Below are 21,417 nucleotides of genomic sequence, written 5' to 3'. Positions count from 1 at the left end.
TTTACGGAGGGTGATTTCAGTGCGATCTGCTGCCCCTGGGGCGCAACTGTCCGTGTTCGTGCTGTTGCTGTGGGCGGGTGTGATGCATGCGAGCGAAGCCGAGGATAACGCGGAGCGCCAGGCGCCCATCGGCCGCTGGTCCACCGGCGGTACCCTGATCGAGGTGACGACCCAGGGGGCGTCATTGAGCGCCAGGCTGATTGCCCTCAAGCATCCGCTGTATCGTCGCAAAGACGGGCGCGGTGAGGTGGGTGCCGTGAAGGTTGATGATCAGAATCCGGATCCTGCTCTGCGCGAGCGTCCGCTGCTCGGCCTGGAGCTGTTCAGCGATTTCGAATTCCGCAGGGGGCGCTGGTCCGGCAGGGTCTATTCACCGGAAAGCGGTCGCACTTTCAGCGCGCGGATCCGGGTGAAAGACAATGAACTGCACGTCCGCGGCTTCATCCTCGGCATGCCTTGGCTGGGTCGCAGCACAGGACTGCTGCCGGTAGCAGTGTGCGATGAAGACATCCTCAAAATGATCAGCACTTCCGGTATCGATGAGCCCGCCTGTACACCGACTCAGTGACGCGTCACTCCCGCCCGGTCTGCATAGCCGAGATAGGCGACCCGGCGGAATCCCAGATCCATGTCCGGTGCGATTACCCTGATCACCGCTTCATCGATGATCTCGAATCCCGGCAGTGAGTCGAGATTGTCGCGCATGGTTTCGCTGACCGGTTTACGCAGCTCGACTTCAAATTCGTAAGGTCCCGAAACGCTCAGCGCCTGCAGTTCGCCGCCTGTTGCGCGCTCCAGGGTGCGCCGGGCGCCTGCAGTAATCAGCTTCCGGGCCGCCGCCGGGGCAAGGCAGTCCGCTGCCTGGTTTCCCAGGGCCTGTTTGACGATCACCGCTTCCGCCCAGGGACACAGGTCGCATACCTGAGCGGCGACTACCTGATCGCCACTGACCATGCCGATCGGCACACCCAGCTCACCGGCGCGCATCGCGAAAAAATGCGGTTCGCCAATGGGGGATCCGGCGAGTCGGACCAGTCTGAATCCGCCGTACGAAATCGTGTGCGCCATGATGCCCGGGAAAGAACCGGCACCGGCGTGGTGACCGATGAGGAGCACAACACCTACCTGCTCATTCAATCCTGCCATGGTGGTCGCACCCGGCCGACCGGCGCCGCGGATCACCCGGGCGCGTGAATCGATCAGCGTCATGTTGAGCACACAGAGGTCTTCCACACCGTGGTTCTCCTCGACAGTGACCTCAGTGGCCCCGCCTGCGAAAGCACCTTCGATGGCGGCGTTGGTATCCAGGGTCATGAGATCCCGGTTGCGCGCGAAGTCGATACCTTTGGATGAGACATCCATCCAGCGCACCAGGCCGGAAATCCCCTCCATGTCGACACTGATAAAGACTCTGATGATGTGCTCCCCGTGCTAACCCATGATCGTCTTCCAGGTGGCCAGATCCTGGATACGCAGATAAGTATTGTGCTTCTTCGTCTCGGCCAGGGTGGCGTTGGGTACGTGGGCGTAGTTGTGACCGGGCAGCAGCAGCGTATCGTCGGGCAGGGCGCTCAGTTTCTGCATGCTGCGGAACATGTCCTCGGTGTTCGACCCGGGCAGATCGACACGCCCGCAGCCGTTGATGAACAGGGTATCGCCGGATACCAGCGTGTGTCTGATACGGAAACATTGCGACCCCGGCGTGTGTCCGGGAGTGTGTAGAAACTCAACGCAGATCTCGCCGATATCGAGGGTGTCTCCCGAGTCGACCTTGATCATGTCGGTATCCGAGATGCCGGTGACCTTTTTCAGACCTGCCGCTTCCTCACGATGCGCATAGATCTTCAGCCCCTGGTGTTGGAGGAGTTCGGCGACCCCTTCCACGGTATGGCCGCCGAAGGAGCCACCGCAATGATCCGGATGGTAGTGGGTGATCAGGGCGCCCCGCAGTTTGTAGTCGCGGCTGGCGATGTGCTCGGTCAGTGCGGCGATGTCCCAGGCGGGATCGACCACCACGACTTCACGGGTGGTGCGGCTTCCCACCAGGTAGGTGAAATTCTGCATCGGACCGATCTCGATCTGTTCGATGATCAGTTCCTGTTCTTCTGAATCGATCTCCGGCATCTGAGAGCCCTCTGTCGCAGGTGAATCATTGTTGCGCACCGCTCATGAAAACAGCCCTTCACGCAAATGTCAGCAGGCTGATCTCGCAGCGCGAGCCCAGGCGCAGCACCGGTCCCCAGGTGCCTGTGCCGGGTGAGACATAGAGTGTCATGCCATCGACCTCATAGCGCCCGCAGATGCGCGGAAAAATGCGCCGCACCAGCAGGTTGAATGGCAGGATCTGACCATTGTGGGTGTGCCCGCAGAGCATCAGATGCGCGCCCCAGTCTGCGGCGTCCTGGGCACCATCCGGCCGGTGATAGAGGAGGATGCGGTAACTGTCGCCGGCGGGGCGGAGGCGGGTGAGTTCGGCTGCCACCTGGGTTTTCGGCTCGGCGTCGTCGATGCCGATGAGCTGCATCGGGCCCACGATTGCGGTTTCATTGCGCAGCACCCGCACGCCGAGACTGCGCAGGCGCTGGCAGATCGCCTCGAGATCCACATAGCGCTCATGATTGCCGATGATGAAAGTGGCTGGGGCGTTCAGTCTGCCAAGGGCGGCGATCTCGTCGATTCCGATATCTGCAAAGTCGATCAGATCGCCTGTGATCAGCACCTGATCCGGTGCCAGCACGTTGACGCGCTCCACTACTCTGCTCAGGAAGCGGCCGTGTCTGGAGCCGACGTGGATATCGCTGATCTGCACCAGGCGTTGACCGCGCATGCTGGCAGGCCCGGTCATGGGCACGGTTTTCACTGCGAGGGTCTGTGCGTTCTGCAGAGCATAGAGCCCGACCAGGGATACTGCGCCGAGCAGAATCAGACCCCAGGTTCGATCCTCCAGTGGCAGCAGCCAGCCGAAGACCTCCCAGCAGATGACCAGGGTAAAAGCCATGAAACACAGGCCGAGCCAGGTGAGCGCGAGCGCGGACAGCAGACGGGTGAAAGTGCCCGGCAGCCATTCGCAGGCAAGGCGTCCGATGATCGGACCCACCATGATCACAAGCAGGGCGACGGTGCCCGGTGGCACAGGCGTGAGGAGACTCCAGATGCGCAGCACCGGATAGACGAGCACGCCGAAATAGAACAGGTTCACCACCAGCAGGGGCAGCGCGCGCCGTTGCAGGGCACGCAGCCAGTGTCGCCCGCCGGCGCTGCTGATACGGACGTCGCTCACAGTCCAGGAGCCGCGATGAGAACGATGGCCGGGTGTGTTCCGGATGCGTTGGCGACTGCTGCAGTGAGGGCACGATGCGGAATGAAGGCCGCCTTTTCCCGGGTCAGGTTCAGACTGCCGGTGCGGCCCGCGAGCTCAATCTCACCGTCGACACACAGGCACAGCGCATAGGGCAGGTCTGCGGGCAGTTGCAGGCGACCGCCGGGCTCCACAGCCGCGCGCCAGACGCCGAAATCCGGAAAGCGGGCGATACGGCTCACGCCCGGAGTGATGGGTTCGAACTGTGCAGGTTCCGGTGGCTCGAGCTGCATCCGGGATATGGCCAGCGCGCTGTCCCAGTGTGCCTGGGTAAGCACTTTCTGGCCGAAGGAAATGATATGGCGCTCGTAGGTGGGTGTCTGAAACTCGACGACCCGCACACCGTGCAGCAGGGCGTGGGGTGTCCAGGTCGGAACCACCACCACGTCCCCGACCCGGAGCGGTCTGAGCGCGGTGAAGGCGTGCACAGCGTCCCTGGCCGCGGCTTCTTCTTCACCCAGCTCCCGGCTGCCGGCGTCCACCTGATCGCGCAGGCGCTCATAGCGGGCAACGGCGTCGAGGAAGGCGGCCCTGAACGCCTCATCCCCCATTGCTTCGCGCCGTCTCTGATCCATGCCGAAGCGGATGGCGCCCTGACCCTCTGGCCAGGCCCCGGCGTCCACGTGGCTCACCACGTAGACCTCGCGTTTCTCTTCATGGACTTCGAAATAGAGCTCACCAAGCACGGGCTCCGGTCGCGGATCCAGCACCTTCAGCAGCACAATGGCCTGGCGCCGACACAGGGCGTCCGGCGCTGCAGCCAGATAGTGGGCAAGGCTGACCGTACCACCGGCCCCGACCACCCGGCTCTCCCCCCGTGCCTCGATGCCCGTGTACCAGATTTCCTGCCCCCAGGGCTTGGCGATCGGCACGGCCTCGAGTGCAACAGGATCCTGGAGGCCGAATGTCACACCGTCCACCGTGAAGGTCAGATCCGGATCCTCGGGATTGCCGCGGCACTGATAGTCGAGGTGCAGATCGGCCGGTGCGCCGGACTCGGACCAGGGTCGATCCAGCCGCAGTGAAACTGGCGGGGGGGCAGGCAAGCGGTTGCGCCAGGCGTGGATGGCGGTTTCCAGCAGCCTGTCACTGTCTGGATATTTCATGCTGGGTGGGGATTCATGGTTTCGCAGCAATGTCCGGTTTCGGCGAGTTTTTTCCGCGGCCGGCCATTATAGTCGCTTCTCATCCCTCAACATCCGGGAGTTCCCATGTTACCGGAGCCGGAAATCTGCGAACGGGCGCGCCTGTCCCGGGACCCCCGCTTCGATGGCCGGTTCATCGTCGGTGTGCTGACCACAGGAATCTATTGCCGGCCGGTGTGCCCGGCCCGGATCCCGGCGGAAGACAATGTCCGCTACTTCCAGACCCCGGCCGCCGCCCAGGAAGCGGGATTCCGGCCCTGCCTGCGCTGCCGGCCGGAAACCGCGCGGCGTCTGCCCGAGTGGACCCTCACCAGCCAGACGGTCATCCGCGGTCTGCGCCTGATCGACGCCGGTTTTCTCGACGACCGGGATCTGGACGCCCTGGCACGCGAGCTGGCGCTGAGCACGCGACATCTCAATCGCCTGTTCAATGCCGAACTTGGTGCGAGCCCGAAGAGCCTTGCCAAGGTGCGCCGGGTGCAGCTGGCCAAGCGCCTGATCGACCACAGTCCGCTGCCCTTTGCGGATGTCGCCCTGCGGGCCGGCTACCGGAGCGTCAGGCGTTTCAATGATGAGATTCGGACGACCTACGGTCGCGCCCCCCGCATCCTGCGGGCCCGCACTCTGCGGGGGAGACCCCCGGGGAGAAAGACCGGTGCTGCCCGTTCCCCGGCCCAGGACGAAGCCGCCGATGGCCTGGCTGCCGGCGATCAGCTGCTGCAGCTCACTCTGCCGGTACGTGAGCCCTATCATGCGGACTGGGTATTCGATTTTCTCCGTCAGCGTGGCCTGCCCGGCCTCGAAGAGGTGGAGGGACATACGTATCGGCGCAGGCTCGTTGCGACAGAAGGGGCAGGCGAGTGCCCGGGCTGGCTGCAGGTGAGCTGGGTGGCGGGCGCGCTGCACCTTGCGGTACCCGCCGAGGCGGTCACTGACCTGGGTGCCCTTCTGCAACGGGTGCGGCGCCTCTTCGATCTGGACGCCGACCCTCACGCGCTGGAAGCGGTGCTGGGTGCAGACCGACAGCTGCGCACGGCGGTGGCCGCAGACCCGGGGCTGCGGGTACCGGGAGCCTGGGACGGCTTCGAAACCGCGGTGCGGGCCGTGCTCGGCCAGCAGGTGAGCGTTGCCCGGGCGACCGCCCTGGCCACGCAGATGTGTGAGCGCTTTGGTGCCGGTGGTTTCCCGGATCCTGCGGCGCTTGCCGAAGCGGATGTTGTGTCTCTGGGCATGCCGGGCAGGCGGGCGGCGGCCATTCAGACCCTGGCGCGAGCGGTGCTCGACGGGGATCTGATCCTCGATGAAAGCGTAGATCCGCTGCAGCTGCGCGAACGGCTCTGCGCCATTCCCGGCATCGGTCCCTGGACGGCCGGCTATGTCGGCATGCGGGTGGCCCGGGATCCGGATGCGTTTCCCGACAATGACTGGGTGGTCCTTAAGGTGCTCGAAAAAACTGCCGCCGGGGCACGGACTCTGGCGGAAGCCTGGCGGCCGTGGCGGGCCTATGCAGTGATGTACCTGTGGCGTACGGAGCAACTGCGCCGGAATCGGTAACAGAACAGGAGAGCGATGATGTTTTACACCTATATGGACAGCCCGGTCGGCCGCCTGCTGCTGGCCGGAGACCGCGCGCGCCTGAAGGTCATCGGCTTTCCCCGGGGGGCTAAAGCCCGGGGCGCGGAAGAGGCCTGGGAGCGCTATGACGAGCCATTCCGCAAGGTACGGCGGCAGCTCGAAGAGTACTTCGAAGGCAGCCGCCGGCAGTTCGAACTCGACCTCGAACCGGATACGACACCCTTTCAGAGATCCGTGCTCAGTGCACTGCAGGAGATACCCTATGGCGAAACCCGCTCTTACCAGGACATCGCGGTGGCGGTGGGGAATCCAAAGGCGGTGCGTGCGGTCGGCAGTGCCAATGGCAACAATCCGATTCCCATTGTGATCCCCTGTCATCGGGTGATCGGCAGTGACGGCTCACTGACCGGATTCGGTGGCGGTCTCGATGCCAAACGCTTCCTGCTCGATCTCGAGCGCAGTCACTCGGGGCTGTTTGCCCGGGAAGGCTAGACTGAATCCGTTGCCGATGTACGTTGGCGCGGTTCAAGAAGTACGGAAAGAGGTTGATCAGAGTGTGGTCGAGGACGGGCTACCCCGGGCCTCGCTCGGCAGCTCCGCTGTGCCCTTGCTACACGGCCCGGGGTAGCCCGTCCTCGACCACGCTGGATGAATGCTTCCGAGCTTCGTGATCCAGCGCCTGATCCATAACCCCAGCGAAATACTGCGCTGACCCGCTGTGCGGTCGTAGTCTGCTCCGAGGGTTGTGCTGCGTATCGATGGTGGGCAGCCGTTCGTCCTAAGGGAAAACGAAACGGATTGCTGGGGGAGGGCGTGCGACTGACTCCGGAAGGCTGTTGCGGCAGGCGGGTGGCAGGGAGGCACTGGGACCGTGTAGCGCAGCACTGCGGCAGCGGATTGACTCGTGTTCCTCACGAGGCAAGTCCGCAGAGCAGTGGCACCTTGGAAGGGCTGCGCGAGGTCTCAGTGCCTCGCTGCCACCCTGCCAGATGCCCCGAATTGGTGACGGATCACTTCCTGGAGGTTGAGCTGAACGTTGTACGGCTGGTTTTAACTAAATGGTTACTTCTGGATCCGGCTTGTGGCTTCGGGAGCATGCTTTGCGCTTCGCGAGAGGGGCGTGATTCCTCGGAGTGTTGGACCTGGAAAGCATGGATCCGCAAGTAGTGGGCGACGAAGCAGTGGACCTGGAAGTACTGGACCTGGAAGTAACCGGATGGTTATAGTCGCGCCATGCGACGTACCCCGGAAATCCAGAAGCGCCGGATTCTCGATGCCGCCCGCAGGGCGTTTGCCCGGGATGGGCTGGAAGGTGCCCGGGTGGATGCCATAGCCGCTAATGCAGACGTCAACAAACGCATGCTCTATCACTACTTCGGCGACAAGCAGGCACTCTTTGATGCAGCCCTGGAAGACTGCCTGGAGCAGTTGCGGGAGGAACTGTCCCAGCCGCCCTGGCAGCGGGACGCCTGCCGGGTCGAAGCCTGGCAGCTGCTGGCAGGGCTGTCCGGCAGCGGTCGGTCGATGCCCCTGCGCTTGAGTGAAAGTCTGAACAGCTGGCTGCCCCAGCCGGATTCGGCCGACGCCGGCAGCCGCGCACTGGTGCTGATCGCGCTGGAGCTGCTCGAAGCCCTGCTGCCGGATCTTGTGGAGTCGCGACTGGGCCCCTTTGCCGGGCTCGAAGACAGGCATGTGGCCATGGCGGGATTGATGCGCAGGTTCAGTGCGGTTGCTGCGGCGGAGACTCAGAAGCCCCGGATCAAACTCCAGCCCAGGGTTCAGCCAGCCTGATCAACCCGGAGCTTTTCGAAAAGCTCGAAGTAGGTAGGAAAGGTTTTGCTCACGCAGTCCGGATCCCGGATGTCGACGGATACTCCCCCCAGACAGGCCAGTGAGAAACACATCGCCATGCGGTGGTCGCCGTAGGTATCGATTGCCGCGCTGAAGAGTTTCCCTGGCGGGGTGATGGACAGGAAGTCCCGACCTTCGATCACGGTGGCGCCGAGTTTCCGCAATTCGGTACTCATGGCGGCCAGTCGGTCGGTTTCCTTCACCCGCCAGTTGTAGATATTGCGCAGCGTGGTGGTGCCTGTCGCGAACAGGGCCAGCACTGCGGCAGTCATGGCCGCGTCTGGAATCGCATTCAGATCAAGATCGACTGCGTGCAGCTTTCCAGGTCGCACGCTGATGCTGGCGGGGTGAACGTCCACACGTGCGCCCATCTGTTTCAACACGTCAACGAACGCAACATCGCCCTGCACGCTGTCCGAACCGATACCGTGCACGGTCACACCATTGCCGGCGATGGCACCTGCTGCGAGAAAATAGGATGCTGAACTGGCATCTGCCTCGACCAGAAAATCTCCCGGCGAACGGTAGTGACCGGGCGTGATGTCGAAGCGCTGGAAATCCTGGTGCTCGACCATCACACCGAAACGGCTCATCAGATGCAGGGTGATGGCAAGGTAAGGCTTGGATACCTGGACACCGTCGATGTCGACGTGCACCGGCCCACGTGCCAGGGGGGCTGCCATGAGCAGGGCGGTGAGAAACTGGCTCGACAGATCTCCGGCCATGGTTATGCGGCCACCGGCCAGACCTGTGCCCTGCACGCGTACCGGCGGGTAACCGCTGACACCCAGGTAATCCATGCGCGCGCCAAGCTGGCGCAGACCGTCCACCAGAGGTCCGATGGGCCGCTCGCGCATGCGCTCGATGCCGTCGAGGGTGAAGGTGCCATTGCCCAGAGTCAGTGCGGCAGCCAGCGGTCGTATGGCAGTGCCGGCAAGGCCCAGATCGAGTTCGCATTCGCGGGCGTCGGTCACCAGCGGACCACCACGGCCTTCGACCAGGCAGGTATCGACGCCTTCCCGCAGCCCGATACCGAGTTTCTGCAATGCAAGGCGCATGAAGCGGATGTCGTCGCTGTCGAGCAGGTTGTGCAGGCGTGTGTCACCCTCGGCCATGGCCGCAAGCAGCAGAGCTCGATTGGAAATACTCTTCGAGCCCGGGATGGTGACATGTCCGGCCAGCGCGGCCGCAGGTTTCAGGGTGAGAGTGCGCATGGCGCGGCATTAAACACCATCGCACCCATGCGGGCGAGTCGGCTCAGTAAGCGCGCTTCATCTTCGAGTTCGCCTGGACTCCAGCGGCGTTGACCTGGTGGGTGGCCTGACGGGAAATTTTCACAAACCCTTCCTGGCGGTCTACCAGGACGAACTTGGCCTCATTCGCATCGGCCCAGCTTTTCAGCAGTTTGAGGTCGGCTGCCTGTCCGGCATCCCGCGCCAGCATCACGAAGGAAGAGGCGAGATGACCTTCGAGGCGCCGCAGTGCGCCGAATGCCCCCCGGGGGGAGGCCCGGACGCCCTCGCAGAGCACCAGACTGTAGGTTTTCGCCAGTCTGGCAGTGTCTACCGAGTACCAGGTATAGCCTTCGAACATCTGGGCCCGGCTGTGGATCACATGGGTGTTCGCGACCCGGTATTCGGTGAGCCAGGAGCGGATGGTGCTGGCCCAGTGTCGATCATGTTCCAGACACCAGAGCTGGTGGCCCTTGGTGTTGCTGCCATGACATATGGCACCGAGCACCAGTGTCGACAATCCCGCACCACACTGCAGGATGGCGCCACTGGTGGCTGAGACTTCGGCGAGACAGCTGCGCAGATAGCCTTCATCGCTGGCGCTTAAGGGGTCTCCCCATTGCGCGAAAGCCTCGGCGATGAGACTGCCCGGGATCGGCCGCTCCTGACCGTCCACGATGCGCTGCATGCAATGGTCGAAACCGTGCTGGCGGATGTGGAATGCGACCCGCGAGCGAATCGTCTGCATGATGCGACTGTTTTTCAGATATCCGACTGGCATGTTTCTGTCCCCGTATGCCGTCGATACTAGCTCCCGGGTCGACGGGCGCCAGCAACTGGTTCACGCATTGGGTGTTGAGCCTCCCACAGTCCTGGGGAGCGGGGTGCCCGGGGGCAGGGCGGGTACCAGTGTGGTGATGAAATCGGCAAGGCAGTCGCTGACCCGGCGCACGGGCTTTGAGCCCGGCCGCTCCAGCAATACCGCGCCGGTGGCGTTTTCGACGCTGAGAAAGTACTCGGAGTCGGGTTCGGTGCAGGCAAAAAAAATGCTCAGTGGGCCCCGCGCGCGTCGACCGGCCAGTACGTGACCGATGAGATTTTCCGTCAGCCGCTGGATGTCGTCGGGATTCCACAGACACAGCAGACTGACATGCCCGTCCGGGGCCTCCGCCTCGAGACTGCCGGACCAGTAGGCGCCGTAGTAGGCCTTGATGTCGGGATGCACGGCTGTCTCCAGCGCGCGTTCCAGCGGTGCGAAATCCCCGTCGGCGGATTCCCGCGCGATGGGTCGCCAGTGGATGCGCCGCTCACCGTCCGATCCCGAATAGGGTTCGCCGATCTCGCAGGGAGACGTCCACTCCGGATCGTAGGCGGTGTCCAGAACGGGATAGGTCCTGCAGTAAGCGTCTACGAAATTCGTGAGTGCGTGGGTGACCCTCACGGACGGTCGTCCCTGTCTGCATGACCACCAAAGCGGTGTTCCGGATAGCTGGGGAGCCTGCCCGGCGATCGGTTCATGCCCTTCACCAGAATTTCCCGTTCCCGGGGATTCAACGCTGCGACAAAGGCGACGTAGGAGTCATTGCCGCCAGCCTGGGATGCTCCAAGCCGCTGCTGAAAACGGTTGAGAGCTGCACGCAGCGCTTCGGGGTCGAAAGGATCCGCCAGTATCGCCGCGCGGATATCTGACTGGGCGCTGCGTATTTCCCGCAGGTTCGGGCGCAGGTCGCGCAGGTGCTGATTCAGGAGCGGCTCGAGCATATCCCGGCGTGCGGGCGGCAGCTCAGCGAGAATATGGCGTGCTCCCACCATGGAATTGACCAGCGGGGGCCTGAATTCATGCCTTGAGAAGTTGCCGAGCAGGTAGCCGATGAGGACCCCGTTTGCGACCAGGGACAGAATCAGCGCAGAGATCATCCAGCGTTTACTCGTCATACCCGATGTCCTCGATGGTCGGTGTCAGCGGCAGTGCGCTCAGTTCTGCCAGCAGCGCGGTGTCGGTGGAGGCGGGGCTCTGCATTCCGATCACAAAACCCATGAGCAGGGGCAGTGCGCCCGCGGTCAGCGGCCGCCACAGGGCGGCTTGGAACCAGTCTGCCAATCGCTCCCAAACATCAGGTTCGCCTGCTCTTGCGAGGATGCGTGATTGCAGGCCGGTGGGGGTGTCTGCCGCCCCGAGTTCACGGGCCACCCGCTCCAGGGTTTCTGCTGCGGCCCGGGATCTCTGTGCGACCGGAGAGCGCTCGAGCAGACCTTGTGCGGCGGCGATCTCATCCGCCGGCCACTGTGACAGGTCGGCGCCGTGTTGATCGAGCAGGTCGTTAAAAGTGCTTTCGTTCATTCGTTGTACTCCTGGTCTCAGGCATTCACCTCATTGCCGTCAGAAATTGCTTCCCGCAGAGTCCGGCGCGCGCGGGCGAGCAGGGATTCCAGCGCACGCACATCCACCCTCAGGATGTCAGCAGCCTGGGCATTGCTGAATCCCTGCATCTGGCAGAGCACAAAGGCCGCGCGCTGGGATTCGGGAAGCGCGCTGAGCGTGGCGAGCAGTAGAGATCTGGTCTCGGTGGCACTTTGCTGCAGAAAGGGATCGCTGCCTGTGTCCGCGAGCTCGTCAGAGCCACCGCCCGCGTTGGATAAATCGGAATCCACCAGGTGTCCGCCTTTTGCGCTGTGTCGACGGAAACCATCCACGCAGAGATTGTGCGCGATACGGTGTATCCAGGTCGTCGCTCTGACCTTGCCGGGCTTATAGGCTGACGCCTTCTGCCAGACCCGCAGAAAAGTTTCCTGGGCGAGATCCTCCGAATCGGCGCTCGAGCGGGTCATCCGCAGCAGATAAGTGTGGACCGCTCCGAGGTGTCGACGTACCAGTTCGGCGAACGCAGCCTCGTCGCGATCGCGCACACGCTGCAGCAGAGCATCGTCGGCGCAGGCAGAGGCGTCTGCCTCCGCTGACGCCTCCACGACAGTGGAGACCCCCACCACAGTGGAGGCCTCCGCTGCAGCGGCGCACTGCCGGGATGACACCGGGGGACTGTCAGCCAGCTTTCTGCTGCTTGCCGGACTGCCGGGCGCCGCGAACCTGACTGCGCATCTCTTCACGGCTGATTTCGCCATCGCCATCGGCATCCAGACCGGCAAGTTTGCGCGGTGGAAATTCCTCCCGGTCCAGCACGCCGTCGCCGTTGGCGTCGAGACGGGTAAACGCTCTCTGCTGCATCAGCACTTTGCGTGCAGCCTGCAGGCCGGCGAATTCGGCTTCAGAGAGTGCGCCGTCGGCATCCTGGTCGAGTTGTTTGAACAGTTCTGCTTCGTGTTCCGCGCGATTCGCTGCTCGCGCGGAACCCGCTGCCCCTGGGGACTGCCTTTCACCTCTCATGTGGGGCGCACCCGGGGCACGGAATCCGCGGTGTTCGCCGTGGCGGCCTTTACCGGGGTCATGGGCTGCGAACTCAGCGGCGTCGATCACGCCGTCTGCATTGCCGTCGATCCTGGCGAACATGGCAGTTGCCCGGGCTTCGAGATCAGCCACGCTGATCGGGAAACGATGCTCCCGGGTGGCGGCTGGCTCACCGGGTTGGTTGGCATCCTCTGCGGATGCGCCGAGAGCGGTGACCAGGGCCGCTGCGGTGAGCAGGGGCCGGAGCAATGGGGATGGGTGTTTCATGAGCATCTTCCTGGTTGTGTTGCTGACTCTTACGAAGTTCGACAGCAAACCCGTCGCAGCGGTGCAGAAAAAATCCGCATGCAGTCTTTCGGCTATAGTAGCGCCGCTTTTGAACATGCAGCGGAGAATTCTGTGCTGGTAAGACTGAAAGAAGCTGTGATGTCGATACTTCTGCTGGTTTCCCTCGCGTTCTGGCCCGCGGTCCCTGCGGCCGCCGCCCTGACGGGCGGGGTCTGTACGCCGGATCGCAGTGCGGATGTGTCATCCGCGCCTTATGTCACCTATACACGCGGTGGCGAACTGGTGTTTATTTCCGGTCAGATCGGGGTTGATCCCGGCAGCGACGGGCCGCCTCCCGCTTTCGATGCCCAGATGACGCGTGCCCTTGCGCGTCTCGACGCTGCGCTGGAGGTGGCAGGCACTTCCGTACACGAAGTGCTGAAAATCACGGTCTATCTCAATGATCCGGCGGATATCCCCCGGATGAACGAACTCTATCGTGCCTACTTCGAGAGTCGGGGTGCGCGGCTGCCCGCGCGCAGTCTGGTGCCGGGCCTCGATTTCGGTGGTGCCATCGCGGTGGAAATCGATGTGGTCGCAAGCCTGCAGCCCTGTGCTGACCCGGTGCGGTCGTCCTATGTGAGTGTGCCTGTGGTCCGGCAGGAGCCGGGTGTCCGGCAGGAGCCGGGTGTCCGGCAGGAACCGGGTGTCGGGGAAGTCAGCACCCGGTCGGTTGCCGGTAACCTGCGCTATCCCGTGACTGCACAGCAGCCTGCGCCGGCCGTGCTGATCCTGCATGGATCGGCGGGTGTGGACAGCCGCGGTGAACTGCACGCCCGGGCGCTCAATGCGGCTGGATTTGTCACTCTGGAACTGGACCTGTGGGCCGCACGGGGCTGGATGGCCGATCGCAGCGGTCGTCCATCCGGGGTGCCGGAGACGCTGCCGGATGCCTTTGCGGCCCTGCAGTTCCTGGCAGACATGCCGGAAGTGGATGGCGCGAGGATCGGCGTGATGGGCTTTTCCTGGGGTGGTGTGATGACAATGCTGGCGGCCACCGAAAAGAACATCGAGAAATACGGCGGCGGTCGACGCTTTGCTGCCCATGCGCCCTTTTATCCGGTGTGCTGGGTCTATGATCGGGTGCCGGGCTACGAACTCGGCGCGCTTTCCGCAGCACCTGTGCTGCTGCAGACGGGTGCCAGGGACGACTACGACGAGCCCGGTACCTGTCCCGAACTGTCCCGGCGCTATGGGGGTGTGTTCGAAGTGGTTGTGTATGCGGACGCCTATCACGGGTTCAACGCACTCGGTGCCGACCTGCAGCTGGAGGATCCATTCAGTCATCTCGGTCGTGGCGGTGTGGTGCGTTTCCGGTCGGATCCCGTCGCCCGGGCGGCGTCCGTTACTCGGACCACCGGATTTTTTCAGCAGGCCCTCCGCCCTGCACAGAGCGCCGCACAGGGTACTGCAACCGGCGTCCGCTGAGGCCTTCAGTCGAGGTCTTCGTAGGCGATTGCGGTTATGGTGTAGACGTTCACCTTGTCTTTCTGGGTGACCCCCACTTCCTCATCGATCTGCTTTTTCAGCAGCGCGCGGGCCATGGGTGAGTCAATGCTGATGTAGCCGGGTGCTGCATCGAACTCATCCGGCCCTACGATGCGATAGCGGAAACAGTGACCGTCCTCGTCTTCGAGGGTGACCAGAGCGCCGAAAAAGACCCGGCTCGGATCTCTCGGAGGTTTGTCGATCACCTGAACTTCATCCAGGCGCTTTGAGAGAAATCGCACCCGGGCATCGATCTCGCGCAACTGTTTCTTGCCGTAGATGTACTCCGCGTTCTCAGAACGATCGCCCATCGCGGCGGCTTCGGACACCTTGCGGGTGACCTCGGGGCGCTTCTCCTTCCACAGATACTTCAGTTCCTGCTGCAGGCGCGCATGACCGGCCGGTGTGATGTAGGGCGAAGACCTGGGTGAGGGTGGCCGGTAACGGCTCATGCCTCTGGAAGCCCGACGGGCCGGTGCTGCGCTGGCAGAATGTCAGACCACATGCTGTTTATGAGCCCGCTCCCATAGAAAGAATGAGTCTAACGCTCCGATTCGGCCTGCGTATACTCGATGACAGCGAGCAAGGAGGGTTAGCCATGCGCCGTCTCTACTACATTGCCGACAGTCTTGAAACGACCAAGGCGATTTCCGAAACGCTGCACGATGAAGGGATCACCGACTGGAATTTTCATGTGGTGGCCAGAAACGAAAGCGGCCTCTATCAGCATCACATTCACTCAGCCAATACCTACCAGCAGCTCGACATCATTCACACCGGCGAGCGCTGGGCGATGATCGGCGCCTGTGTGGGGTTCACAGTGGGGATGGCCCTTTATCTTGCAGACGCTCTGCCCTGGGCGCCAAGCGGCATGACTGTCGTGCTGTGCACCCTGGTGGGTGCCTTCTTCGGTGCCTGGCAGGGCGGCATGGTGGGTCTGTCCCGCGAGAACTACAAACTCGAACCGTTCCATCATGAAATAGAAGCCGGCCGCTACCTGATCATGGTGGATGTCAACGACCGGACCAGGGCGCGGGTGCGGGAGATCATGAATATGGGATTCCCCAACGTGCGTTTCTGCGGCAAAGACACCACGCTGATCAATCCCTTCAAAAGACCGGAGCGAATTCAGCATCAGAACACCCACTGAGGCGGTGTCAGGTGCGGGAGAATATGTCCTTAAGGTTCCGGGTGCCCGGCGCAGGAATCAGACCGCGATCGGTAACAAGACCCCGGACAAGTGCGGCGGGTGTGACGTCGAAGGCGGGGTTGTAGACGGGTACCTGGGCCGTGTGGGGTCCGATCACTTCTTCGGGATCGCGCTGCTCGATCACCACATCGGCCCCACAGGACGTGTCCGGATCGAAGGTTGAAGCCGGGCAGGCGACATAGAAGGGGATGTTGTAGTAATTGCAGAGAATCGCCAGATTCAGTGTCCCGATTTTATTGATCACATCGCCATTGGCGGTCACCCGGTCTGTACCCACCAGCACCAGATCAATGCCGCCACCGGCCATCAGGCTTGCTGCCGCGTTGTCGCACAGCAGGTGTACGTCGATGCCGGCCTGGCCCAGTTCCCAGGCGGTCAGCCGGGCACCCTGGAGCAGCGGGCGGGTTTCGTCCGCGTAGACCCTGAAGGGCACACCCTCCTGGTGGCTGAGGTAGAGGGGTGCAGTGGCGGTACCGAACTCCGAGACGGCAAGTGCGCCGGCATTGCAGTGGGTGAGCACCCGGCAACCGGGTGTGATCAGTACCCGCCCCGCCTGGCCGATGGCCCGGCACAGGGCGCGGTCTTCCTGGTGAATGGCTTCCGCTTCCCGTGCCAGGGTGGGGTAATCGGCGCAGCGGGATGCGGCCCGCAGGAGTCGATCTACCGCCCAGGCGAGATTCACCGCGGTCGGACGCGCGGACTTCAGACGCCGGGCGTTCTCCTCGAGTCTGGTACGGAACTGTGCGGCACCGGCATTTTGCATGGACAGCGCCAGCGCGTAAGCGGCCGCGATACCGATGGCGGGTGCACCCCGCACCGCGAGGGTGCGGATGGCCTGGAATGCAGAGTCGACGCTGTCGATATCCAGGTATTCGACCGTCGTCGGCAGGCGCCGCTGATCGAGCAGCCGCAGCCTGCCAGCTTCCCAGACGATGGCGGATGGCACCGTCACCCCGTCTAGACCAGCGACTTGGCGAGGTAACTCACCAGCAGACCGCCTGCATCCCGGGCGGTCGGTCCGCAGGCGAAGATGCCGTCCGTGTGTCCGAGGGTGGCAAAAACGATCGGCCGCGAGTGGTAGCGGTTGAGCAGATCTGACACGGCCTGAACCAGTTCGCCGCTGCCGTTCACCGCGGTATCCGGCGTGCAGGGCAGCGCCAGCGCCGCGGCGCGACTCCAGATTTCCGGACTGTGGGCGTGGAATACCCAGGAGATCCGCGGATCGGCGGCATAGATCATGGCGTGGGTCATGGTCTCGGAGGAGGGCGGCTCTTCGCCGCAGGCATCCACCCAGAAGCGCTGCAGGTTGTAGTTCGTGATGCGGGTAATATTGCGCTGATCGATGCGCCGGATGCCGCTGCTCTGGCTGGCGGTGATGATGAATTCTCCCGGCCGCTCAGGATCCCGCAGGCTGAGGTTGCCGAATCCGAGTCCATCGTAGCGGCGCGGATGCCGGCCCAGGAGGGACAGTTTGGTGAGAATGGTGCGCCAGGCTTTGAGCTGAGCGAAGAGTTCTTCGTCCACGATGGATGAGACACTCGGCTGCAGGTCGTAGGCGAAACGTATGATGCCTTCGGAATCCGCCACTGGTTACAATCCGCTTCGGATCTTCCCTTCAATCTTGCAGTCAAGGATGCCACGTTGCGGTTTAAAAAAGCAGCAGGAGCGCTGGGCGCCTTCGCGGAGGGCGTGCAGCTGAATAAAGTCGCAGAGTCTGCCGACGCTTTCGCCGAGGTGCATGCGGCGCTGCTCGAACACGAAGTACTGTTTTTCCGGGACCAGGAACTGACACCCGGAGCGTACGAGCGCCTGGGTGCACGCTTCGGACGGATCGAAGTACACCCGGCCTATCCTGTGGTGGCCGAAGCGCCCCAGGTGCAGATACTGGAGAGCACGGCAGCCGCGCCGAGCAAGATCGAGGCCTGGCATACGGACATGACGTTCCGCAGCACACCGCCGATGATCACCATGCTGCACGGCCAGATCATTCCAGCCTTTGGAGGCGATACCCTCTGGGCGAGCATCACCGCGTCCTACGATGCGCTCTCTGCACCGCTGCAGGGTCTGCTGGACGGACTCCAGGCTGTCCACGATTTCCGCCACGGCTTCCAGGAAAGTCTGGCAGAGCCGGGTGGCCCGGAGCGTCTGGCCGGAGCGACTGCTGCCAATCCCCCGCTGCTCCACCCGGTGATCGCCGTGCATCCGGAAACCGGCAGAAAGGCCATCTATGTGAACCCGCTGTTCACCACCCGCATCGAGGGTCTGGGCCGGGGCGAGAGCCGCGCACTGCTGGACTTTCTCTACCGGCATGTGGTCACGGATGAATTCACCGTGCGCCTCAACTGGTCGCCGGGCACTGTGGCGATCTGGGATAACCGCTCGACCCAGCACAAGCCGGTCAACGACTTCTTTCCCCAGCACCGCAGGATGCACCGCATCACCATCCAGGGTGCGCGCCCTGTCGGGGTGAGTGCGCAGTCTGTCGGCGGTGCCTGATCTGCCGTGCACCAGGCTCATCGGCGCTATCGGTGCGCAGTGTCGCGGTATTGATGTGCGCACGCTTGCGGCGGAGGATGTGCGTCGGGCGATGACGGCCAGCCAGCTGCTGGTCTTTCGCGATCAGCAGCTCACGCCGGCCACGCTGACCGAGTTCGCCGCCCGGCTGGGAGAGCTGGATCGCTATCCCTTTGCCGAGCCTCTGGACGACGCCCCCTATGTGGTGCGGGTGTTGAAGGAACCCCAGGACCGGGCCAACTTCGGCGGCGCCTGGCATACCGATACCGCCTATCTCACGCGGCCGCCGAGTTACACCCTGCTCTATGCAAAGGAGGTGCCGGAAATCTGCGGAGATACCCTGTTTGCGGATCTGTACGGTGCCTATGAGGAGGCCTGCACAGGTCTGGCGCCTGCTCAACGTGAACGCCTGGATGCAATGCGCGTGCACTGTACAGCGTCGCTGGTGCATGACGCCCAGGGCGCTCACGCCGCGGTTGCCGGCGAGCGCGTTGCGCGACGGCCGGCAGCGGTGGCGACTGAGGCGGATCATCCGCTGGTCCGGCTGCATCCGGACAGCGGACGCCGCGCCCTCTATGTCAGCCTCATCCACTGCGCCCACATCGTCGGCATGTCCCGTGCGGAGAGTCTGCCTGTGCTGGAAAGACTGCATGCCCTCATTGTTCGAGCCGAAAACTGCACCCGACTGCGCTGGCGGGCCGGAACCCTGGCCATCTGGGACAACCGCTGCCTGCTGCACAACCCGCTGAACGACTATCCGGGCGCACGCCGGGAAATGCAGCGTGTGATCGTGCGGGGTGAGGTGCCGCTTGCCGGCAGCGGCTGAGCGTTCTACCAGTGGCGTACGGATGCCTGGCTGACTTCCCGGGTCGCGGTTTCGAGTACCCGTCGCTCCTCGACCCAGTCCCCGAAAGCCTGCAGCTGGGCTGATTCCGCCACCTGTTGTTCCAGCCAGGTCTCCATCGCACTGAGCAGACGCTCACCCAGTTCGGGTGCTTCGCGGAACAGACGCAGGTAGGCGGCCTTGGCGCCGTCGAGATCGCCGATACCGAGCAGGGCTTCCCCCCGGTATTCCACCGCTTCAAGAAAATCAGGCTTCAGCATCAGCGCGTAGTTGTAGGCACCGAGCGCTTTGCGATAGTCACCTGCGCGGCGCAGAGCATAGCCCAGTTCATTCGCGGCTTCGGCGTAGCGGGGATCGATTTTCAGGGCCGCACCCTGGGCGTCCGCCGCCTGCCGGTAGTGGGACTGTGCCTCCTGGATCAATGCCTCCTTCGCCTGGGGATCCGTGGTCTGAGCTGCCCGGGCTTCCGCCTGCCAGGCCAGTTCCTTCGCTTCGATACCCGATCGATGCAGTGTGAGTGCCTGGGACTCCGCGGCCTCGCCCGCGGGCGGGGCGTCTGGTGTGGTGGATCCGGGTGTTCCCGCCGCATTCAGGGTGGGCGCCGAGAGCAGCAGCACGAGCACAGACAGGAGCGGGCGGAACTTTCCAGCGGCGGGCACGGGCTTTCTCCAGGAGAAGGGTTCGGGGGGAGTCTATCGCAAAACCTGCTGTTTGCAGGCCACCAGAATCCGTCTCCTGGAGACCCGTGCGCGACAGATACTTGTTCACAGCGCGCCCAGCGGCTACTGTGCCCGGCGATTTTCCGTGCCAGCGGACAAACCAGTGAAGGTATTGCGATGGATTGGTCAGACAAAATATTCGGTTTCGAGACCCGGGCCATTCATGCAGGGCAGGCGCCGGATCCGACCACCGGTGCGGTGGTCACACCCCTTTATCTCACCTCCACCTATGTGCATTCGGAACCGGGCGTGTATGCGGGCTACGACTATTCCCGCGCGGGGAATCCCACCCGTGCGGCCTATGAGCGCTGTGTGGCCAACCTCGAAGGAGCGCGCTTCGGCTTCGCCTTCGCGTCCGGCTGTCTGGGAGCGACCACCGCCATGCACCTGCTTGCTCAGGGTGATCATGTGGTGTGCTGCGACGATATGTATGGCGGTACCTATCGGCTCTTTGAACAGGTCTTCCGCAAACAGGGCCTCGATTTCGACTATGTGGATCTGACCGATCCCGAAGCGCTCCGCACCGCCCTGCGGCCGAACACCCGGATGGTATGGATCGAAACCCCGACCAACCCGCTCATGAAGCTGCTCGATATTGAACGGCTGGCGCAGATTGCGCATGGGGCAGGTGCCTGGCTGATGGTGGACAACACCTTCATGAGCCCCTACTTTCAGCGGCCGCTGGCACTGGGCGCAGATCTGGTCCTGCATTCCACCACCAAGTACATCAACGGGCACAGCGATCTGATCGGCGGCATCGTGGTCACGGACGACGAATCTCTGGCCGAGTCCCTCGGATTTCTCAACAAGTCCATGGGTGGAATCCAGAGCACGTTCGATTCCTATCTGTGCATGCGCAGTGTGAAGACTCTTGCCCTGCGCATGCAGGCCCATGCCGCCAATGCCCAGGCGGTAGCCGAAATGCTGCACGTACACCCCAAGGTGGCTTCGGTCGCTTATCCGGGTCTTTCCTCCCACCCGCAGCATGCGCTGGCCCGCCGGCAGACGTCGGGACATGGCGGCATGCTGTCGATGGAGCTCAAAGGTGGCCTGGCCGCGGCGCGGGCGGTTCTGGGTGCGGTGAAGGTGTTCACCCTGGCAGAGAGTCTGGGCGGCGTGGAATCCCTGATCGAACACCCGGGACTGATGACGCATGCCAGCCTGAGCGCCCAGCGGCAGAAGGAGCTGGGTATCAGTGCCGGTCTGCTGCGGCTGTCTGTGGGTATCGAGACCGGCAGTGATCTGCTCGATGACCTGAACCAGGCACTCGATGCAGCCTGACCCGATGCAGCCCCGCATGTATGACGACATCGAACGTCATCTCGGCGAAGCCGACGATTTCGCAGCGGCGGCAGTTCCGACCGGCATGTACCTCGCCTGGTGCGCCAATCTGCATCTGCTCGATACCGACTTTCAGCAGCAGCATGAATCGCTGCTGCTGCGCCTGCGCTATCGGGAGATAACGGGTGCTGAGTTCTTCATCGCCGCCTGCGGGGGTCGATTCGAACGCAGTCTGCTCAATGCCCGGGGTCAGGCCTTCACCGACCACTACTACCCGCATTTCCTTGACGACTATCGCGAGGTCTTCGGTGCGGACACCTACGCAGTGAAGGACGACTGGGCCCACTATGACCTGCTCGCGCCGGTGCTGATGCGACATCTGATGGCACCGCCGGAGAAGGCCTCGCGCAGTGACAGCAGTGCCGCCGGCCGGCTGCGCAAGTGGTGGCAGAGCTGGCATTGAGGTCCAA

25 protein-coding genes are annotated in these 21,417 nt (G+C 63.3%); 10 read left to right on the top strand and 15 right to left on the bottom strand.

The window, feature by feature from the left end:
• The first annotated feature begins 19 nt into the window (after positions 1 to 19).
• A complete protein-coding gene (locus R3E82_18125; protein MEZ5552805.1) occupies positions 20 to 568 on the top strand; it encodes a DUF2147 domain-containing protein in 549 nt (182 codons plus the stop codon).
• On the opposite strand, the gene R3E82_18120 is transcribed toward R3E82_18125, so the two are convergent.
• The 4 genes from R3E82_18120 to R3E82_18105 are packed head-to-tail and all read right to left on the bottom strand — an operon-like array spanning position 562 to position 4,464.
• Positions 562 to 1,404 carry a M55 family metallopeptidase gene (locus tag R3E82_18120; protein ID MEZ5552804.1) on the bottom strand — a complete coding sequence of 281 codons (843 nt, stop codon included), beginning with the start codon at positions 1,402 to 1,404 and terminating at the stop codon, positions 562 to 564. The two genes, R3E82_18125 and R3E82_18120, sit on opposite strands and share 7 nt — an antisense overlap.
• Positions 1,405 to 1,431: 27 nt before the next feature.
• The gene (locus tag R3E82_18115; GenBank protein ID MEZ5552803.1) at positions 1,432 to 2,124 is read right to left on the bottom strand and encodes an MBL fold metallo-hydrolase; all 693 of its coding nucleotides are present in this window, start codon (positions 2,122 to 2,124) and stop codon (positions 1,432 to 1,434) included.
• A 58-nt stretch (positions 2,125 to 2,182) separates the two neighbouring features.
• Entirely contained in the window at positions 2,183 to 3,280 is a 1,098-nt protein-coding gene (locus R3E82_18110; protein ID MEZ5552802.1) for a metallophosphoesterase, read from the bottom strand.
• Positions 3,277 to 4,464 carry a hypothetical protein gene (locus R3E82_18105; protein MEZ5552801.1) on the bottom strand — a complete coding sequence of 396 codons (1,188 nt, stop codon included), beginning with the start codon at positions 4,462 to 4,464 and terminating at the stop codon, positions 3,277 to 3,279. Before R3E82_18105 ends, R3E82_18110 begins: the two co-directional genes overlap by 4 nt.
• A 105-nt stretch (positions 4,465 to 4,569) precedes the next feature.
• Here R3E82_18105 and R3E82_18100 point away from each other — a divergent pair, with 105 nt between their 5' ends.
• The 3 genes from R3E82_18100 (at position 4,570) to R3E82_18090 (ending at position 7,869) form a co-directional block, all read left to right on the top strand.
• The gene (locus tag R3E82_18100; GenBank protein ID MEZ5552800.1) at positions 4,570 to 6,057 is read left to right on the top strand and encodes an AlkA N-terminal domain-containing protein; all 1,488 of its coding nucleotides are present in this window, start codon (positions 4,570 to 4,572) and stop codon (positions 6,055 to 6,057) included.
• 15 nt (positions 6,058 to 6,072) lie between these two features.
• Complete coding sequence (locus R3E82_18095) at positions 6,073 to 6,570, top strand: methylated-DNA--[protein]-cysteine S-methyltransferase (protein MEZ5552799.1); 498 nt, start codon at positions 6,073 to 6,075, stop codon at positions 6,568 to 6,570.
• Between the two features lie 741 nt (positions 6,571 to 7,311).
• Positions 7,312 to 7,869: a helix-turn-helix domain-containing protein gene (locus R3E82_18090; protein ID MEZ5552798.1), complete on the top strand. Its 558-nt coding sequence runs from the start codon at positions 7,312 to 7,314 to the stop codon at positions 7,867 to 7,869.
• Here the strand turns inward: R3E82_18090 and aroA are convergent.
• Genes aroA through R3E82_18055 form a run of 7 tightly spaced genes read right to left on the bottom strand, consistent with a single transcriptional unit; the run spans position 7,857 to position 12,831 of the window.
• Complete coding sequence (aroA, locus tag R3E82_18085) at positions 7,857 to 9,143, bottom strand: 3-phosphoshikimate 1-carboxyvinyltransferase (GenBank protein MEZ5552797.1); 1,287 nt, start codon at positions 9,141 to 9,143, stop codon at positions 7,857 to 7,859. The genes R3E82_18090 and aroA overlap by 13 nt on opposite strands.
• Positions 9,144 to 9,186: 43 nt before the next feature.
• On the bottom strand, positions 9,187 to 9,942 hold the full coding sequence (locus R3E82_18080; GenBank protein MEZ5552796.1) for a hypothetical protein: 756 nt from the start codon (positions 9,940 to 9,942) through the stop codon (positions 9,187 to 9,189).
• A gap of 60 nt (positions 9,943 to 10,002) precedes the next feature.
• A complete protein-coding gene (locus tag R3E82_18075) occupies positions 10,003 to 10,602 on the bottom strand; it encodes a SecY-interacting protein Syd (GenBank protein ID MEZ5552795.1) in 600 nt (199 codons plus the stop codon).
• Positions 10,599 to 11,096 carry a periplasmic heavy metal sensor gene (locus tag R3E82_18070; protein MEZ5552794.1) on the bottom strand — a complete coding sequence of 166 codons (498 nt, stop codon included), beginning with the start codon at positions 11,094 to 11,096 and terminating at the stop codon, positions 10,599 to 10,601. The genes R3E82_18075 and R3E82_18070 overlap by 4 nt, the downstream gene beginning before the upstream one ends.
• On the bottom strand, positions 11,086 to 11,502 hold the full coding sequence (locus R3E82_18065; GenBank protein ID MEZ5552793.1) for a hypothetical protein: 417 nt from the start codon (positions 11,500 to 11,502) through the stop codon (positions 11,086 to 11,088). Before R3E82_18065 ends, R3E82_18070 begins: the two co-directional genes overlap by 11 nt.
• 17 nt (positions 11,503 to 11,519) lie before the next feature.
• Positions 11,520 to 12,146 (bottom strand): sigma-70 family RNA polymerase sigma factor, encoded by a 627-nt coding sequence (locus R3E82_18060; GenBank protein ID MEZ5552792.1) that lies wholly within the window; start codon positions 12,144 to 12,146, stop codon positions 11,520 to 11,522.
• A gap of 55 nt (positions 12,147 to 12,201) precedes the next feature.
• Positions 12,202 to 12,831, bottom strand: coding sequence for an EF-hand domain-containing protein (locus R3E82_18055; protein MEZ5552791.1), 630 nt, complete (start codon positions 12,829 to 12,831; stop codon positions 12,202 to 12,204).
• A 159-nt stretch (positions 12,832 to 12,990) separates the two neighbouring features.
• Between R3E82_18055 and R3E82_18050 the strand changes: the two genes are divergently transcribed.
• Positions 12,991 to 14,319, top strand: a complete 1,329-nt coding sequence (locus tag R3E82_18050) for a Rid family hydrolase (protein MEZ5552790.1) — start codon at positions 12,991 to 12,993, stop codon at positions 14,317 to 14,319.
• A 5-nt stretch (positions 14,320 to 14,324) separates the two neighbouring features.
• Here R3E82_18050 and greB read toward each other — a convergent pair whose 3' ends face one another.
• Positions 14,325 to 14,831 (bottom strand): transcription elongation factor GreB, encoded by a 507-nt coding sequence (gene greB, locus R3E82_18045; protein MEZ5552789.1) that lies wholly within the window; start codon positions 14,829 to 14,831, stop codon positions 14,325 to 14,327.
• 146 nt (positions 14,832 to 14,977) lie between these two features.
• On the opposite strand from greB, the gene R3E82_18040 reads away from it, so the two are divergent.
• Positions 14,978 to 15,529, top strand: a complete 552-nt coding sequence (locus R3E82_18040) for a hypothetical protein (protein ID MEZ5552788.1) — start codon at positions 14,978 to 14,980, stop codon at positions 15,527 to 15,529.
• A gap of 7 nt (positions 15,530 to 15,536) precedes the next feature.
• Here R3E82_18040 and mtnA read toward each other — a convergent pair whose 3' ends face one another.
• Together mtnA and R3E82_18030 are read right to left on the bottom strand one after the other, a co-directional pair.
• Entirely contained in the window at positions 15,537 to 16,541 is a 1,005-nt protein-coding gene (mtnA, locus tag R3E82_18035; protein ID MEZ5552787.1) for an S-methyl-5-thioribose-1-phosphate isomerase, read from the bottom strand.
• A 5-nt stretch (positions 16,542 to 16,546) separates the two neighbouring features.
• Positions 16,547 to 17,176: a class II aldolase/adducin family protein gene (locus R3E82_18030; GenBank protein MEZ5552786.1), complete on the bottom strand. Its 630-nt coding sequence runs from the start codon at positions 17,174 to 17,176 to the stop codon at positions 16,547 to 16,549.
• A gap of 54 nt (positions 17,177 to 17,230) precedes the next feature.
• Between R3E82_18030 and R3E82_18025 the strand changes: the two genes are divergently transcribed.
• Both R3E82_18025 and R3E82_18020 read left to right on the top strand, forming a co-directional pair.
• Positions 17,231 to 18,085, top strand: coding sequence for a TauD/TfdA family dioxygenase (locus R3E82_18025; GenBank protein MEZ5552785.1), 855 nt, complete (start codon positions 17,231 to 17,233; stop codon positions 18,083 to 18,085).
• Positions 18,078 to 18,929, top strand: a complete 852-nt coding sequence (locus R3E82_18020; protein MEZ5552784.1) for a TauD/TfdA family dioxygenase — start codon at positions 18,078 to 18,080, stop codon at positions 18,927 to 18,929. Before R3E82_18025 ends, R3E82_18020 begins: the two co-directional genes overlap by 8 nt.
• 5 nt (positions 18,930 to 18,934) lie before the next feature.
• Here the strand turns inward: R3E82_18020 and R3E82_18015 are convergent, their stop codons facing one another.
• Positions 18,935 to 19,606: a tetratricopeptide repeat protein gene (locus R3E82_18015; GenBank protein ID MEZ5552783.1), complete on the bottom strand. Its 672-nt coding sequence runs from the start codon at positions 19,604 to 19,606 to the stop codon at positions 18,935 to 18,937.
• A 177-nt stretch (positions 19,607 to 19,783) separates the two neighbouring features.
• Here R3E82_18015 and R3E82_18010 point away from each other — a divergent pair, with 177 nt between their 5' ends.
• Entirely contained in the window at positions 19,784 to 20,947 is a 1,164-nt protein-coding gene (locus tag R3E82_18010; protein MEZ5552782.1) for an aminotransferase class I/II-fold pyridoxal phosphate-dependent enzyme, read from the top strand.
• A complete protein-coding gene (locus tag R3E82_18005) occupies positions 20,937 to 21,410 on the top strand; it encodes a hypothetical protein (protein ID MEZ5552781.1) in 474 nt (157 codons plus the stop codon). Before R3E82_18010 ends, R3E82_18005 begins: the two co-directional genes overlap by 11 nt.
• Positions 21,411 to 21,417: the final 7 nt, after the last annotated feature.

The organism is Pseudomonadales bacterium (genome assembly GCA_041395945.1).
In the GTDB taxonomy this organism is placed as follows: Bacteria; Pseudomonadota; Gammaproteobacteria; order Pseudomonadales; family Azotimanducaceae; genus SZUA-309.
This window is presented reverse-complemented; position numbering and strand designations above follow the sequence as displayed.

Excerpts from the sequence above, each read along its gene's own strand:
- R3E82_18115 (MEZ5552803.1), bottom strand. The coding sequence starts at position 2,124 with ATGCCGGAGATCGATTCAGAAGAACAGGAACTGATCATCGAACAGATC.
- R3E82_18105 (MEZ5552801.1), bottom strand. The coding sequence starts at position 4,464 with ATGAAATATCCAGACAGTGACAGGCTGCTGGAAACCGCCATCCACGCC.
- R3E82_18100 (MEZ5552800.1), top strand. The coding sequence starts at position 4,570 with ATGTTACCGGAGCCGGAAATCTGCGAACGGGCGCGCCTGTCCCGGGAC.
- R3E82_18095 (MEZ5552799.1), top strand. The coding sequence starts at position 6,073 with ATGATGTTTTACACCTATATGGACAGCCCGGTCGGCCGCCTGCTGCTG.
- R3E82_18090 (MEZ5552798.1), top strand. The coding sequence starts at position 7,312 with ATGCGACGTACCCCGGAAATCCAGAAGCGCCGGATTCTCGATGCCGCC.
- aroA (MEZ5552797.1), bottom strand. The coding sequence starts at position 9,143 with ATGCGCACTCTCACCCTGAAACCTGCGGCCGCGCTGGCCGGACATGTC.
- R3E82_18080 (MEZ5552796.1), bottom strand. The coding sequence starts at position 9,942 with ATGCCAGTCGGATATCTGAAAAACAGTCGCATCATGCAGACGATTCGC.
- R3E82_18070 (MEZ5552794.1), bottom strand. The coding sequence starts at position 11,096 with ATGACGAGTAAACGCTGGATGATCTCTGCGCTGATTCTGTCCCTGGTC.
- R3E82_18065 (MEZ5552793.1), bottom strand. The coding sequence starts at position 11,502 with ATGAACGAAAGCACTTTTAACGACCTGCTCGATCAACACGGCGCCGAC.
- R3E82_18055 (MEZ5552791.1), bottom strand. The coding sequence starts at position 12,831 with ATGAAACACCCATCCCCATTGCTCCGGCCCCTGCTCACCGCAGCGGCC.
- R3E82_18050 (MEZ5552790.1), top strand. The coding sequence starts at position 12,991 with ATGTCGATACTTCTGCTGGTTTCCCTCGCGTTCTGGCCCGCGGTCCCT.
- greB (MEZ5552789.1), bottom strand. The coding sequence starts at position 14,831 with ATGAGCCGTTACCGGCCACCCTCACCCAGGTCTTCGCCCTACATCACA.
- R3E82_18040 (MEZ5552788.1), top strand. The coding sequence starts at position 14,978 with ATGCGCCGTCTCTACTACATTGCCGACAGTCTTGAAACGACCAAGGCG.
- R3E82_18010 (MEZ5552782.1), top strand. The coding sequence starts at position 19,784 with ATGGATTGGTCAGACAAAATATTCGGTTTCGAGACCCGGGCCATTCAT.
- R3E82_18005 (MEZ5552781.1), top strand. The coding sequence starts at position 20,937 with ATGCAGCCTGACCCGATGCAGCCCCGCATGTATGACGACATCGAACGT.